General features: G+C 54.2%; 14 protein-coding genes. 13 read left to right on the forward strand and 1 reads right to left on the reverse strand.

Translation table 11 applies throughout. From position 1 onward, the window contains the following. Nucleotides 1–19: 19 nt before the first annotated feature. The 3 genes from ACZ5AC_RS02355 (at nucleotide 20) to ACZ5AC_RS02365 (ending at nucleotide 2,890) form a co-directional block, all read left to right on the forward strand. A complete protein-coding gene (locus ACZ5AC_RS02355) occupies nucleotides 20–1,777 on the forward strand; it encodes a cobaltochelatase CobT-related protein (RefSeq protein ID WP_464249364.1) in 1,758 nt (585 codons plus the stop codon). A 258-nt stretch (nucleotides 1,778–2,035) separates the two neighbouring features. Beyond that, complete coding sequence (locus ACZ5AC_RS02360; RefSeq protein ID WP_464249365.1) at nucleotides 2,036–2,245, forward strand: hypothetical protein; 210 nt, start codon at nucleotides 2,036–2,038, stop codon at nucleotides 2,243–2,245. A 420-nt stretch (nucleotides 2,246–2,665) separates the two neighbouring features. After that, nucleotides 2,666–2,890 (forward strand): amphi-Trp domain-containing protein, encoded by a 225-nt coding sequence (locus tag ACZ5AC_RS02365; protein WP_464249366.1) that lies wholly within the window; start codon nucleotides 2,666–2,668, stop codon nucleotides 2,888–2,890. Nucleotides 2,891–2,910: 20 nt separating this feature from the next. Here ACZ5AC_RS02365 and ACZ5AC_RS02370 read toward each other — a convergent pair whose 3' ends face one another. Continuing rightward, entirely contained in the window at nucleotides 2,911–3,738 is an 828-nt protein-coding gene (locus ACZ5AC_RS02370) for an SdiA-regulated domain-containing protein (protein WP_464249367.1), read from the reverse strand. Here ACZ5AC_RS02370 and ACZ5AC_RS02375 point away from each other — a divergent pair. From ACZ5AC_RS02375 to ACZ5AC_RS02420, 10 genes are all read left to right on the forward strand, one after another. Next, nucleotides 3,737–4,024 carry a transposase gene (locus tag ACZ5AC_RS02375; protein ID WP_464249368.1) on the forward strand — a complete coding sequence of 96 codons (288 nt, stop codon included), beginning with the start codon at nucleotides 3,737–3,739 and terminating at the stop codon, nucleotides 4,022–4,024. The two genes, ACZ5AC_RS02370 and ACZ5AC_RS02375, sit on opposite strands and share 2 nt — an antisense overlap. Before the next feature lie 574 nt (nucleotides 4,025–4,598). Then, nucleotides 4,599–4,742, forward strand: coding sequence for a hypothetical protein (locus ACZ5AC_RS02380; protein ID WP_464249369.1), 144 nt, complete (start codon nucleotides 4,599–4,601; stop codon nucleotides 4,740–4,742). Between the two features lie 72 nt (nucleotides 4,743–4,814). After that, complete coding sequence (locus ACZ5AC_RS02385) at nucleotides 4,815–4,994, forward strand: hypothetical protein (RefSeq protein WP_464249370.1); 180 nt, start codon at nucleotides 4,815–4,817, stop codon at nucleotides 4,992–4,994. A 137-nt stretch (nucleotides 4,995–5,131) separates the two neighbouring features. Next, complete coding sequence (locus tag ACZ5AC_RS02390) at nucleotides 5,132–5,653, forward strand: hypothetical protein (RefSeq protein ID WP_464249371.1); 522 nt, start codon at nucleotides 5,132–5,134, stop codon at nucleotides 5,651–5,653. Between the two features lie 732 nt (nucleotides 5,654–6,385). Then, entirely contained in the window at nucleotides 6,386–7,012 is a 627-nt protein-coding gene (locus ACZ5AC_RS02395; protein WP_464249372.1) for an exopolysaccharide biosynthesis protein, read from the forward strand. Between the two features lie 156 nt (nucleotides 7,013–7,168). Further along, on the forward strand, nucleotides 7,169–9,925 hold the full coding sequence (locus ACZ5AC_RS02400; protein WP_464249373.1) for an HAD-IC family P-type ATPase: 2,757 nt from the start codon (nucleotides 7,169–7,171) through the stop codon (nucleotides 9,923–9,925). 133 nt (nucleotides 9,926–10,058) lie between these two features. After that, complete coding sequence (locus ACZ5AC_RS02405) at nucleotides 10,059–10,541, forward strand: MgtC/SapB family protein (protein WP_464249374.1); 483 nt, start codon at nucleotides 10,059–10,061, stop codon at nucleotides 10,539–10,541. Nucleotides 10,542–11,262: 721 nt separating this feature from the next. Then, nucleotides 11,263–11,745 (forward strand): LexA family protein, encoded by a 483-nt coding sequence (locus tag ACZ5AC_RS02410; RefSeq protein ID WP_464249375.1) that lies wholly within the window; start codon nucleotides 11,263–11,265, stop codon nucleotides 11,743–11,745. Then, complete coding sequence (locus ACZ5AC_RS02415; protein ID WP_464249376.1) at nucleotides 11,745–13,034, forward strand: Y-family DNA polymerase; 1,290 nt, start codon at nucleotides 11,745–11,747, stop codon at nucleotides 13,032–13,034. Before ACZ5AC_RS02410 ends, ACZ5AC_RS02415 begins: the two co-directional genes overlap by 1 nt. A 27-nt stretch (nucleotides 13,035–13,061) precedes the next feature. Beyond that, entirely contained in the window at nucleotides 13,062–13,622 is a 561-nt protein-coding gene (locus ACZ5AC_RS02420) for a thermonuclease family protein (protein WP_464249377.1), read from the forward strand.

The following is a 13,622-nucleotide window of genomic DNA, read 5'->3' on the forward strand; positions in this document are numbered from 1 at the left end:
TTTCGCATTTGGAGGTCTGATGATCGACACAAGAGCCGTGATGCGTTCGCTGCCATTGGTGGCAAGCGTGCTCGGCAGAAAATATGGGGTGAAGGTCGAGATAGGAGGTGCTGACGCTTATACGGACGGCACGGTTATTCGTCTGCCATCCTTGCCGAGCGATGTTCCCGATACGCTCTTGGCATTGGCTCGTGGATTTTTGGACCATGAAGCCAGCCATGTCCGGGACACGGATTTCAAGGCCCTGCAGGATGCCAATCTCACATCATTAGAAAAGCACGTGTGGAACACCCTTGAAGATTACCGCGTCGAACACAAACTTGCGTCCATATTTCCAGGGTGCCGCCAGAACTTCGATTGGCTCATCGCGCATATCTTCGGCTCAGAACAAAGGGACGAGCCTATTCAGCCTGCGGTGAATATCCTCAATTGGCTGTTGCTCGAAGTCCGGTCCTGGGATGTCCAGGATCTGTCCAACAAGCGGGACACTCTGGCTGGACAGCTGGACAGGGACTTTCCGAGGGTAAGGCCAAAGATCGAACGCGTGCTGAAGGCGGTTCGAACCAATTGCCGTTCGACCCAGGACGCTATCGGCTTCGCCCGTGAAATCGTGCGCATTCTGGATCAGTTCGCGAATCCTTCCACACGGCCGGAGCCGACCGACCTAGTCGACCCCGAACAACAGCAAACCCAAGGCGAAGGGAAGTCACTGGCCTCAACCAGTTCAAGCAGTGCAGAAGTTGGCAAGAATCAGCAGAAGCAGGAGAATCTTTCGGAAACTGAGGGCACTTTCTCGGGCGAAGATGCCCAAGAAGGGTCAGCAGTAGAGGACTACTCGCTTTCTACCGACCAAGCGGATTCCTCAAGAGATGATCGCTTAGATGACCCCGGTGAAATCGGGGATGAGGCTCGGGATCACCTTCTAGATCTGCTCGGGGCTGGAGAGGATGACCTCCCGCAAAGCCTAGGGGATATCCTGGCTGACGCCCTGCAGGTCAATTCGAGTGGGTCGAAAGATAGCGCCGTCACCGTGGCCGTTCCGACGACAAAAAATGCAGGCCCACTTTCCGTAGACGATGTTCTGGAGGCAAAGCAGGCGTCCATGGCGCTACGGACCAGACTGCAGGGACTCCTGCAAACCAAGATCCTTTCCAGGGCTTCAAGCGGAAGAAGAGGGCGATTGGATACCGGTCAACTTCATCGTCTGACTGTCTCGGATCATAGGGTGTTTAGGGTCAAAGCCGAGCGGGCAGGGATTGATACCGCCGTGCATATCCTACTCGACTGCTCCGGCTCCATGGTGCGCAGGATTCGTCTGGCCTGCCAGGCCTGCTACGCCTTTGCCTCCGCCTTGGAGGCATCGAAGATCAATGTTGCCGTGACAGCGTTTCCCAGTTCGCAATTACCACACGGATCCTATTCGACCGTCGCCCCCATTATTGCGCACGGCCAGAAAGCGCACATTGGCCTGGACCTCGTGCCTGCAGGCGGGACGCCCATGGGGGAAGCCTTGTGGTGGGTCATGCAGGATATGCTGCCTCTGAGTGAGAGGCGAAAGCTCATCCTTGTTGTTACCGATGGCGAGCCGGATTCTCTGGAGTGCGCGACTCAGGCCATTGAGCAGGGGGGAAGAGCCGGTTTCGAGATATACGGCATCGGGATCACCAGTCCCGGAATCAACGTGCTCCTGCCAGGGCGCAGTGCAGTGGTAAATTCCATGGCGGAACTGGCACCCGCCATGTTCGCTCTGCTTGAGGGTACGATTCTTGAGCGCTGATCCATTCCAGCCAGTCAACAACCGTGCGGGGGGCCAATGGTCCCCCGTTTTGTTTCAACCATTCAAAAAGGAGACGCTATGGAAGCAAGGAGATTCCAAGGGCCGATTCTCGGTCCGCCTGACAGGATCATCATCCGTCTGGGACATGTTCGTAACGTCCGCATCCGTGGGCACAACAAGGGAGGGAAGACTATATGAGTTGGGGACCAGCCATAGCGATCGCGATCGCCGTACTCGAAATTGTTAGGGAGACCCTCGATGACTGAAGAAATAATGCCCAGGGAGGATCGTATGGGAAAGATAATGACATTTATTGGCGGATGTTTGACCGGAGTTCTTGGCGTGTTTGCAGTGGCGGTGATGTCGGAATTGTCGTCAAACACCGCGCAGCCAGATGATTCGGAGACTGGTGGTGAACAAGACGAAACTCTGACTATGTCCGATAGCAGTAGCAACCAAGGTAACTGAACATTTAAGAGGCCGGCTTCCCAGAAGAAAGGGGAGACCGGCCTGATTCCACCTTCAAGTACAGCCTTATTGTGTGTAAGATATTTTTTTGTCTCATCAATTTCTTCGGATTGTGAAAAACGCCGCCATATGCGATGAGGATTTCAAGTTTGTGGAAGCTGGTGCTGGGCGTGGCAGGTGAGACGGAGTCGTTTTTCAGGGAAGGCCCATTGCTGCAACATAAACCTGACTATCAGCGTCAATTCGTGATCGTTGCCACGAGGTTAATCGTTCAAGACCCAGGTGGATCTTGGCGTTGAAAAATTGTCGATGGATGAGCATGTTGTCGAGCTCAAAACGGGGGCTGCCATTTTGGCGAAGTCCGTATAATAAAAATGTTAGGCAGCTAGGAAACAAAATCAGATCACGGAGAGAAAAAAGATGAGTGCGAAGCCCGAACGAGATGTTGAGAAAGGATATCCGAAGGCCGAATTCGTGGCCAAGCTGCGGCGTCTGGCCGATGCCCTGGAGAAGGGAGATCGTTTCGAGATTCAGATTGCAGGCGAGCGCCTATACGTTCCCGTCCGGGCACAATTCACCATCGAGCACGAACGTTCCGATGTTGAGGAGGAGATCGAATTTCAGATCAAGTGGTCCCGAGAGTAAGCCGAGCGAGCCTGATGTGCTCAATAGCCATAAATCGCGAAAATATTGGGTTCGCCAACAAGGTATACCTTGCCGTCCAACCCGAGCGTGATGCCCTCAGGTTGGAAATATCTGTTGTCAATGTCCAGCGTGAATGCATTCCGCTGTGCTCCGTTTGCATCCAATACGACGATTCGATTTGAAGCCTCACTCAAAATCCAGAAATGACTGTCCGAGGAGAATACGATTGAGGCAACGTCCTTAACCTTCAAGGCTGGCAATGGTTTTGAGTGGACTTCTATGGGCATGAACATTTCGTCAAGGACAATATCGCGACGGATGAATGGCTTGCCTTCGCGTATGGTGAAAATGGTTCGTGTTGCAGGATCATAGCTGAGGCTTTCAAAGCCTTTGTTCTTTACAGGTGCCATGCCAAGATCCAATCGTGCGTGGATGTCGTGGCCGACTTCTGTCACATTTTCAGGGATGTGAAAGATACTTAAGACCCCTCTGCGCTCTTCGACAATGGCAAACAGAGTGCCTTGGATGTGTGTGATGCCTTCTGTATCTTTGAACCCTTGAAGTTTTATACTTCGGAGCACTTCTCCACCGGGGCTCAGTTCGTAAATGAATTCAGGATCATTGGTGGCAGCGAAAAGCGTTCCTGTTTCGGCGTTCCAGGTCAGGCCGGACAGATTTTTGGGAATTTCCTTCAGGGGAGTAGGAGGCAAGATAACTTGTAACCGCTCGTCAGGCTCGTAACGAGTTTTCACGTAGACCACAGCCAACGTTAAAAGGAGGCAGACAACCAACGCAAATTGAATGATTCGACCGGAAGGGGAGCTTTTACGACTTAATGTGACAACCATGCCTATATTTCCTGAAAAGTGCTTGTGTGATTCCGCCGACAATTTCGGCGCCTGCCCGCATTGCCATTACTGTCCGGTAAAAATCACCAAACGTAAAGCTAGGCTGGAGTGGGACTGGAATAAGCCCCGCATCGAAGCTAGGCGACGAGTGTTTGTCGAGGACCCGGAAACATGGCTCTTTAACGACGGGCAAGGCGAGTCAGCCTTCAGAGTAGCAAAACGTAAGCTCGGCTTGAAACGACTGCGCAGGCGCGGCCAAGAGAAGGCCACTTTGTCCTTTTTCTGACCGCCACGGAGCTCAAAGTCTTGCGCATGCACAACTGGCTGTTGTGGCGCCTATTTTCTGTTCAATTTACAAAGATCAGTAGGTTCTTGGTATTTTTTCGGAGCCAGAAATATTCATTTTTCCCGAATCGGACAAAAATATTCCGGCAGCAAGCTCATGCCTGTTTTTGTTGATTCGGATTAATTGCAGCGAGATATTGGAAAGCCTTCCCCGCAGCTCAGGCCACGGAAGACATGAAAGCACTCATGTCGCAGCACGTGGACAAATCCCTTCTCCCCAAGCCTTCCCTAGCCCCAGTCACGTAAAAAATAAAGAATTCAAGCTTCTATCGCAAACCTGCTTCAGCTTGGAATGATGCAGATGCCTGAGCGCTTGCAGAATTGCTTGACAAGTAGCCGAATCAAACTATCATTTATAGTGAAGGGGAGTAGCTCCCAAAGGCAAGATCAACAATCTCGGCGCGAAAGCGCTTGGTCTTGCCGTCGGAACCCACCGATGAGCCAGACCTTCAGCATGATATCCCATGCTGGAGGTCTTTTTTTTGAAGGACCTCCACCCAACCACAGGAGGCTCCATGAAGAACGTTCCCGCACCTCTATCCTGCGCTGCCGATTCGCATCCAGAATTGGCCTATCTTTTTTTTCCGCTTATAGCCCTGACCCTTCTTCTCTTTGCCTGGCCCGATCTGGCAGACGCCAAATGCATAGGCGGGGGATGATCTTCCGGTAGCAATCCATCATACAGCAGTGGCTACAACCAGCCCATCCCTACAGCCAAAGACTCGTCAGCCATGGCGCAGCAGGCCGCGCTGAACGCTCCGTCCCGCTTCGGTGGACTTGGCGGCCTGCTCATGGTGGACGAGGGGAATTCCATGGAGCGTGCTTACCTGAGCGGACTCGCTCGCCAGTTGAAGCTTGATCCGTCCTTCAAGATGGAACGGGAGTGTCAAGCCAAGCATGCGCAAGTTTAATGTGTCACCGGCGCCCTACAAGTCGGGCTTGGCATAATTTCAAAGTGACGAGTAATGCGTCACTTTCGAGATGTCTTGGAATGTAGCCATTCACGCAGTTATCAAGGAAAATAACAATTCACCCTGGAGACAATCAGATGACCGAACCACGCCAAACGCCTTCTCTTCCCAATTTCAAGTCCAAAGCATTTAAGCCGAGCAGTTGGGGCCGGCGCATCGTCGTGGCCCTGGCCTTGACCGGAATCATCGGGACCGCTCTTGTCGTCACCTTGACCGTGCTTGCCGCCCGTTTCGTCGGCGGTGCTGTCGACTATCTGCAGTCCATGGACATGACAGCCCTGCAAACGAAGCTTTCCGAGGCAGACCTTAAACTTGACCAGCACCAACGCGAAATCATTGAGCCCCTTTTGAACAAGCTCAAGAATGAGGATCTGAGTCTTCCGCAGCGCGAGGAGATAGGACGGACCGTCATGGAAAACCTCGGGCCGGAACAACGCAAGCAGCTTGAAGCATTGAAAAATATTGAAGCTGCGGGATCAGGCGCGCTGGACCAACTGTTGGCATCCGTGGTTCGCAAGTTGGAGGAGTTGGGCGTACCCATAGGCATGCTGTCGGCTTTCATCCAGGGAGACGGTGAGAAAAGCCCCGCGCCGCAATGATCGCGGATCACTGATCCTTACAACGTGCTGTAAGAAATGCGAATGTGTATTTTTTACAGCACGAACCTTTGACAGCTTATAATCTATCAATGGCGTACCCTCAGCACAAATATTGTTCTTTGAGGTTTTGCGAGATTGCCATGAATTGTTTGCATTGGTACAGGGCGGCGGGAATCCGCGTGATGGCCGTCTTCAGGATGGACTGGCAGCTTCATTTTTTTGGGGATTGTTCTTGACGCTTACTGGCCAGTTTTGGGCACCTTTCTATTTATCCGGACTCCTTGTCACCGTGGCCAAGGAATTTCTGGATTTGTGGAGCAAGCGTCATTGGTGCTGGATTGATTTTGCGTGTGGATGCGGCGGTTGTCTCGCGGCTCTTGCCTTACTGTGACATTGGCGCGGCTTTCAGGCTTATGCGATCCGCCACCCCAAAAGGATTTTCAAGGAAAAATAGGGGGCCAATCTTGAATTTTGGCGGGTCGTATCAATCGTATCGAGGCTGCAGTGCTGCCAATCTGTTACACGGGATACACGAGCTACCTGATCAGCACGGTTTCCTGACAACTAGTATAAACGGATCCAGCTCACGGTTTGGGAATCGGAACTGCGTACGAAAACCAAATGATCGAAAAAATGCTATCATGCATGTGCGGTCAATCCGTTAACGTCGAAAGCTCATAGCCAGATATGTTTAAAATCATTATAATACGTAGATACAGAGAACTAAGTTAAATGAATTTAAACCGTAAAAAAATTGAAACAATGCCGTCTGAAAGTGTCGAGTATGTGATCAAAAATATTTCTGGGGATATGGTGACTTTGCGTGATATAATCAATGTAATCGGTCGCGATGGAATGCTGGTTTTCTGCATACTCCTTACGCTGCCTTTTATGGTCCCTGTATCCATACCAGGGCTCAGCACCTTGTTCGGACTGGTCATTGGACTGATCGGCGCTGGGATCATGACCCATCGTCCCCCCTGGCTTCCGGACCGACTGCTACGCAAGAAATTTCCAGCCGAGAGGCTACGATTGGCGTTGGAGAAGGGCACCGTTTGGATTCACCGATTGGAGCGAATAAGTCGCCCTTCGATTCCCGTTCTTACGTACGGATTAGGAATGGCGAGAGTAAACGGACTGATGCTGATTGCAGGTGCGCTGCTTCTGATGGCTCCCTTCGGGTTGATTCCTTTCTCTAATACGCTGCCTGGGTTGGCAATTCTCTTCCTGGCTATCGGAGTGCTCCAGCGGGACGGGAGGTCCGTTCTCCTTGGATACATGACTCTTGTTTTAACGTTACTCTATTTTATATTTCTCCTGCTGGGAGGGATCGCTTTTCTGCATGGAGTGATTTCATAGACTATTATTGAATAGATTGCGTCCATGGAGATCATCAGTTCAAATATCAACTCCATGTTGGGCAAGACCCACGAGCCGGAAAAGATTGTCCTGCTGATGATTCAAGAGATGGAGGACGCGACGGTGAAGATTGATCTTTGAAGGAGATGCTTAGCTATGCAAGGTAAAGCAAGGAAACCAGACAGCACGTTGTGGCATTCCTCGTCAGTGCAGGACGTTATGTCCGAGTTAGAGACAAGCCTCAGCGGGTTGACTGACCGCGAAGCAGCAGAACGACTGCAAAAATATGGCACCAACACGCTCCTTCGCAAGGGAAACGACAGCCCCTGGCTGATTTTTTGGCGTCAAATCAATAATCCGATTGGCTGGCTCTTGATCTCAGCTGGCGCATTGGCGGTCGGATTGCAAAAAATCACCGATTCCCTGGTGGTTTTCGGTGCGGTAATCGTCAACGCCATTATCGGATTTATACAGGAGTATAGAGCAGGTAAGGCCATCGAAGCGCTTGCTGCCATGGTGCCGGAATTTGCGACAACGCTGCGGAACGGAGAGTCCATTTCAGTTTCTGCCGAAAGCCTGGTCCCTGGCGACCTTGTGACCTTGCAGAGTGGCGACAAGGTTCCCGCAGATCTGCGTCTGATCAGGGTTAAAAACCTTCTGGTCGAAGAAGCCGCCCTCACCGGTGAGTCTCTGCCTGTGGCAAAGAGAAGTGATGCCGTTGCCCAGGATGCATCTCTTGGTGACAGGTTCGGCATGGTCTATAGCGGAACGCTTGTTCTTCAGGGCACGGCCACCGGTGTAGTGGTCGCGACCGGCGGCGCGACAGAACTGGGCCGCATCAATGCCCTGCTCAACCAGACCGGGCAGATGGAGACTCCGCTGACTCGTCAGTTGGCCAAGGTCAGCAATGGCATTACCATCGCTGTAGTCGGAGTAGTCGCCGTCCTCATCAGTTTCGGTATCTGGGTCAAAGATGCCCCTCTCGGTGAGTCCCTCATGGTTGCCGTTTCTCTCGCGGTGGCGGCAATCCCTGAAGGTTTGCCGGCGGTAATCACCATCTGCCTCGCCATAGGCGTACGGCGCATGGCCGAAAGGCATGCGGTCGTCCGGCACCTCCCGGCGGTGGAAACCCTTGGATCCACCACTGTCATCTGTTCTGACAAAACCGGCACACTGACCCGCAATGAGATGACTGTGCAAGTGGCATGGCTGGGCGGGCAGGAATACCGGTTTTCCGGCATCGGCTATGCCCCGAACGGGGAAATCGAACGCGACGGTGTCCGCCTGACCGAACTCCCGGCGGCCCTGCATGATCTGCTCACCACTGCCATCCTCTGCAATGATGCCGTAGTGCGTCTTGAACAAAACATCTGGACTATCACCGGCGACCCGACCGAGGCTGCGCTGGTTGCTGCCGCCGAAAAAGCAAACCTCTCGAGCCAGGATCTTCGCAGTGCCCATGTCCGTCTGGACGTCATCCCGTTCGAGTCGGACAGTAAATTCATGGCCACCCTGAACACGATTGACGGGGAAACCCATATCCTCTTGAAGGGCGCTCCGGAAACAGTCCTTGAGCGCTGTACCCTGAGCGAGGCGGAATTACGGCGAATCAATGAGGCCATGGCCACTTATGCCCGCCAGGGAATGAGGGTCATCGCCTTTGCACACAAGAAAACCGTCGCTGCGAAGCAGATCGAACCGGAGTCCGTCCGGGCGGGTTTGCAGTTTGCAGGGTTGCTCTGCATGATCGACCCTCCCCGGACCGAGGCGATGGATGCCATCAAAGTCTGCCACCAAGCCGGGATTACCGTTAAAATGATCACCGGCGATCACCCTGTGACCGCCGAGGCTATCGGGCGACAACTCGGTCTTCTGCCGCAAGGACAAAGCGCGATGTCGGGCCGTGACCTGGACGGCCTTTCCGAAAAGCAGATGCAGGACGCGGTCATGAGTACGAACGTCTTTGCGAGGGTGGCCCCGGAGCACAAGCTCCAGCTTGTCGAGGCCCTGCAGGCACAGCGCCATGTCATTGCCATGACCGGCGACGGTGTTAATGACGCGCCGGCCCTCAAGCGGGCCGACATCGGCATCGCCATGGGCATAACCGGCACGGCGGTATCGAAAGAAGCGGCCAAGGTTGTGCTCATGGACGACAACTTCGCTTCCATCACCGCAGCGGTGGAGGAAGGACGCCGGGTCTATGACAATCTCATCAAGTCCCTGGCCTTTATGCTGCCCGCCAATCTCGGCCTGGCCTGCACCCTGTCGGTTGCCATGTTTTTCTTCCCGACAATTCAGGTTGATGGTGTCAATGAACTCCTTTTGGCCATGTCCCCCAGCCAAACCCTGTGGATCAATCTGGTGGCAAGCGTGACCCTGTCTATCCCTCTGGCCTTTGAAGTGCTTGAGCCGAACGCGATGCGGCGACTTCCGCGCTCTCCCGACGAACCTGTGTTTTCGGGCTTCATTGTGACCCGCTTGATTATTGTCGGAGTCCTCATGGCGGCAGGTGCTTGCGGGCTGTTCCTCTGGGAGTACTATCGAATCGTCGGCCCAGAGCCGGTGACCAGCGCCCGGCATGCCCTGGCCCTTGCCGAAGCGCAGACCCTCTGCGTGACAAGCATTACCTTCACGCAGATTTTTTACCTGCTCAACTGTCGATCCCTGCACTCCTCGCTCTTTACCCAGGGCTTTTTCAGCAACCCGACGATATTCATAGGCATTGGGGTCCTGCTCGTGCTCCAGACATGCTTCATTTATCTGCCGCCACTGCAGACGCTTTTTAACTCCGCGCCGATTGACGGCCGGGGCTGGCTGTTTGCCATGGCGGTCGGGGCAACGGTGCTCCCAGTAATATCATTTGATAAGTGGGTCAGAAATCGAAGGAAGAATATGGCAGGAATTGGAGAGTAGGGAGAGATGAGTATCGGCGCTGTTCTTTTATGGATATATTTTAGAAATTTTCTCTATCACTACTGCTAGGCGGGGTTTGTGAATGGTCTGGACGAAGTGCGGGATATAGGATGTGATAACGAGGATTATGAGCATGTGGCAAGATGTATGGAATACAGTGCTATCGGAATTTACGGATATCTCAGATGTGACGCAAATTACACGAATCACGCTACGCCTTCTGGTTGCTGGAATCCTTGGCGGCCTTCTGGGGTACGAGCGGGAGCAGAAAGGTAAAAGTGCGGGGGTGCGAACGCATATGCTGGTCGCCATCGGGGCAGCACTCTTCGTCCTCATTCCTCAGCAATCCGGGGCCTCAACCGCAGACTTGACTCGGGTACTGCAGGGCCTGACCGCCGGGGTGGGGTTTCTTGGGGCCGGAGCTATAATTTTGGGCAGCAAACAGGAGGATACTCGGGGGTTGACTACGGCGGCAGGCGTGTGGGTAACGGCAGCAATCGGTATAGCTGCGGGAATGGGGCGGGAATCGACTGCCGCCCTGGCCACTCTTGTAGCCCTATTTGTCCTTACCGTAGTTCCTTGGATTCTCGGATATAGAAGAGAAAACAAAGAGTGACTTGAGGAAGCAAAACGAATTTGTCCGTCTCACAATTCGTTATGTCTGACTTTGCTACGCGCCATATAGGTGATCTCAATGGTCAGGCTGGATCTATGACATGATATTTCTGAGTGCCTCTAAATAAGAATATCGTGCTTCACGAATAATCCATAATTACGTCAGCAAGCCATCTTGCGCATTCTATATTACCTTTGGAGGTTGGTTGGATCAAAATGCGTGGGGACCCAGTCGTTACATTCGATGATATCACAAATTTTGACGGCTTGCACTTGGGTCATGATTTCCGAAGCAGCCATTGCTTTACGCTTGAATCGTATGTCTTCGTGTGCGTAGCCTAGGGCCGTGAGTTGGGGACTTCAGAAGAACCATGGCGACATATTGGCGGGTTCTGAGGAGTAGCAGGGACTACGCGTAGAATTTTTTTTGGCTTGGCTTCTGTATTAACATTTGTTAATTTTTTTTTGCAATGATGGACGTCTTCGTCTGGCAAATATTTTGTGAGCGTGGGTTTCTCGTTCTGATGGCATACGTAATCATCCGCAAGGGCGTACGGCACCTCTGCCGGGTTAACTCAAAATTGGGCAATTGGATGTGCCGTTCATTGTGTGGGAAGCATATCGGCACAAACGAAATGCGCTGAATCTGGCTTGTTTCGAAAAACCATGCGCCCGGTTCCAATCGTTGGAACCGGGCGCTTGCCTTCTGAGGACGGACGAAATTGAAAACTGTTTTGGATCATGTCGGACCGCTGGATCGCTCGTGCGAAGTCAGCTGCCGCGTGGACTTCATGGGCCGCGTGTCGCAGCACTCCGAGGTGCTTGCTTTGCCGTTCTATCTGCATCGCATTCCGGCCGGGTTCCCATCTCCGGCCGATGATTATCTCGAAACGGGCCTGGATCTGAACGGCTTGCTGGTCAGGAACCCTGCGGCGACCTTCATGGTGCGGGTCAGCGGTGACTCCATGATCGGCGTGGGCATTCACGATGGCGACATCCTGGTGGTCGACCGCTCTGAGACGGCGGCTCATGGCAAAATCGTTGTCGCGGCCCTGGATGGGGAAATGACGGTCAAGCGCCTTCACCTGAAAGGCGGGCGGTGCCGGTTGGTGCCGGAAAACAAGGCTTTCCAGCCCATCCAGGTCGGCACGGAGCAGGATCTTCAGGTCTGGGGCGTGGTCGTGGGCGTGGTTCGGAGGGTCTGATGCTTGCCGCCCAAAGCCGAGACTTTTTCGCGATGGTGGATTGCAACAATTTCTACGTCTCCTGCGAGCGGGTGTTCCAGCCTGCGCTCGAAGGCAAGCCGGTAGTCGTGCTCTCCAACAACGACGGCTGCGTCATCGCCCGGTCCAATGAGGCCAAGGCCCTGGGCATCGCCATGGGAGAGCCGGCCTTCAAACGCAAGACCTTCTTCGAGGGCAATGGCGTACGGATATTCTCATCGAATTACGCGCTCTATGGGGATATGTCCGCCCGGGTCATGCAGGTGTTGGCCGGGTTTTCCCCTGAGGTTGAAATCTATTCCATCGATGAGTCATTCCTGCTGTTCAGGGCCATGAGTCCAGACAAACTTGTTCAGATCGCCGACGACATCAGGCGGACGGTCCACAAATGGACGGGGATTCCGGTCTGCGTGGGAATTGCCAGGACGAAAACCCTGGCCAAGGTCGCGAACAGGTTGGCAAAGAAGACCCCTGCCAGTAATGGAGTCTGGCTGCTCGATGAGGCGCAGGACATAGAGCTGCAGCTGGCCAAGATCGATGTGGGCGACGTGTGGGGGATTGGGCGCCGCTATTCGCGTTTTCTGAAGGCTGCGGGCATCGATACCGCCGACAAGCTTGAGCGGGCTCCGCGGGATTGGGTGAAGAAGCATCTGACCATCGCCGGGCTGCATACGGTGCTGGAGTTGGGACAGATACCGTGCATCGCCTTCGAGGAGGTTCCGCCACCGGCAAAAAGTCTTGTCTGTTCACGGTCCTTCGGGACCCGAGTTGCCGAATTGGAAAGCCTGGAGGAAGCCTTGTCCGCGTATGTCCAGCGCGCCGCCGAAAAACTGCGTGCGAAGAGGCTGTTGGCCGGGGTGGTGCAGGTGTTCGCCGAGACCAGCCGCTTCCATCCCGATCCGCAGTACACCGGCAGCGGGAGTCAGGCCCTTGCCGCGCCTACCTCGTACACGCCGATCCTGCACGCCCAGGCCCTGCGCATCCTGCGGCGCATCTACCGCGAGGGGTTCAGGTACCAGAAAGTCGGGGTCATGTTTCTTGAACTCGTGCAGGAGAACAACCGCCAACTCTCCTTCATGGAGCCAAGCGGGGATGACCGCAGGAAACAGCAGGCCCTCATGACCATGCTGGACAAGGCCAACGATAAATACGGCCACAGGGTTCTGACCCTGGCCTCGTCTGGAGTCGGACGCAAGCCGTGGCACATGAGGCAGGAACGGAAATCGCCCCGGTACACGACGTGCTGGGCTGAATTGCCGCTGGTGAAATAACCGCAACCAGGGACGGCGGAGCCGGAAATGAGGTTTCAGAGGTGGATAGGCAAGATCGCGGTCGGGGCTGCTCTTTTTCTTCAGCTCGTCCTGCTCCAGGCCGGAGCAGGGTGGGCATGGACCGGCAAGGTTGTCGGGATTGCCGACGGCGACACGATCACCGTCATGCGTGACGGGCACGACCAGGTGAAAATCCGGCTTTACGGCATTGACGCCCCCGAGTCCGGCCAGCCGTTCGGCAAGGCCTCGAAGCAGAATCTGTCTTCCATGGTGCACGGGCAATCGGTGCAGATCGAAGTCATGGATACGGACAGATACGGACGCACCGTGGCGCGGGTCTTTGTTGACGCGGAGGACGTCAATGCCGCGCAACTGCGATCTGGTCATGCCTGGCTGTACAGGCAATACTGCAAGGGCTGGGTGTGCGGCGAATGGGCTGGGCTCGAAACCGAAGCGAGGTCGAGCGGGGCAGGTCTGTGGGCCGACAAGGATCCAACGCCTCCCTGGCAGTGGCGGCGTGATGAAAAAGAGTCATCGACGTCGTGGGTCGAGAAATTTCTGCGCAAAGCGGTTCGGCTGCTGTTTTGA

Source organism: Desulfomicrobium aestuarii, assembly GCF_055385525.1.

What these genes read in the sequence shown, in the direction of transcription:
- ACZ5AC_RS02355 (WP_464249364.1), top strand. Translation starts at nt 20, where the DNA reads ATGATCGACACAAGAGCCGTGATGCGTTCGCTGCCATTGGTGGCAAGC.
- ACZ5AC_RS02360 (WP_464249365.1), top strand. Translation starts at nt 2,036, where the DNA reads ATGACTGAAGAAATAATGCCCAGGGAGGATCGTATGGGAAAGATAATG.
- ACZ5AC_RS02365 (WP_464249366.1), top strand. Translation starts at nt 2,666, where the DNA reads ATGAGTGCGAAGCCCGAACGAGATGTTGAGAAAGGATATCCGAAGGCC.
- ACZ5AC_RS02375 (WP_464249368.1), top strand. Translation starts at nt 3,737, where the DNA reads ATGCCTATATTTCCTGAAAAGTGCTTGTGTGATTCCGCCGACAATTTC.
- ACZ5AC_RS02370 (WP_464249367.1), bottom strand. Translation starts at nt 3,738, where the DNA reads ATGGTTGTCACATTAAGTCGTAAAAGCTCCCCTTCCGGTCGAATCATT.
- ACZ5AC_RS02380 (WP_464249369.1), top strand. Translation starts at nt 4,599, where the DNA reads ATGAAGAACGTTCCCGCACCTCTATCCTGCGCTGCCGATTCGCATCCA.
- ACZ5AC_RS02385 (WP_464249370.1), top strand. Translation starts at nt 4,815, where the DNA reads ATGGCGCAGCAGGCCGCGCTGAACGCTCCGTCCCGCTTCGGTGGACTT.
- ACZ5AC_RS02390 (WP_464249371.1), top strand. Translation starts at nt 5,132, where the DNA reads ATGACCGAACCACGCCAAACGCCTTCTCTTCCCAATTTCAAGTCCAAA.
- ACZ5AC_RS02395 (WP_464249372.1), top strand. Translation starts at nt 6,386, where the DNA reads ATGAATTTAAACCGTAAAAAAATTGAAACAATGCCGTCTGAAAGTGTC.
- ACZ5AC_RS02400 (WP_464249373.1), top strand. Translation starts at nt 7,169, where the DNA reads ATGCAAGGTAAAGCAAGGAAACCAGACAGCACGTTGTGGCATTCCTCG.
- ACZ5AC_RS02405 (WP_464249374.1), top strand. Translation starts at nt 10,059, where the DNA reads ATGTGGCAAGATGTATGGAATACAGTGCTATCGGAATTTACGGATATC.
- ACZ5AC_RS02415 (WP_464249376.1), top strand. Translation starts at nt 11,745, where the DNA reads ATGCTTGCCGCCCAAAGCCGAGACTTTTTCGCGATGGTGGATTGCAAC.
- ACZ5AC_RS02420 (WP_464249377.1), top strand. Translation starts at nt 13,062, where the DNA reads ATGAGGTTTCAGAGGTGGATAGGCAAGATCGCGGTCGGGGCTGCTCTT.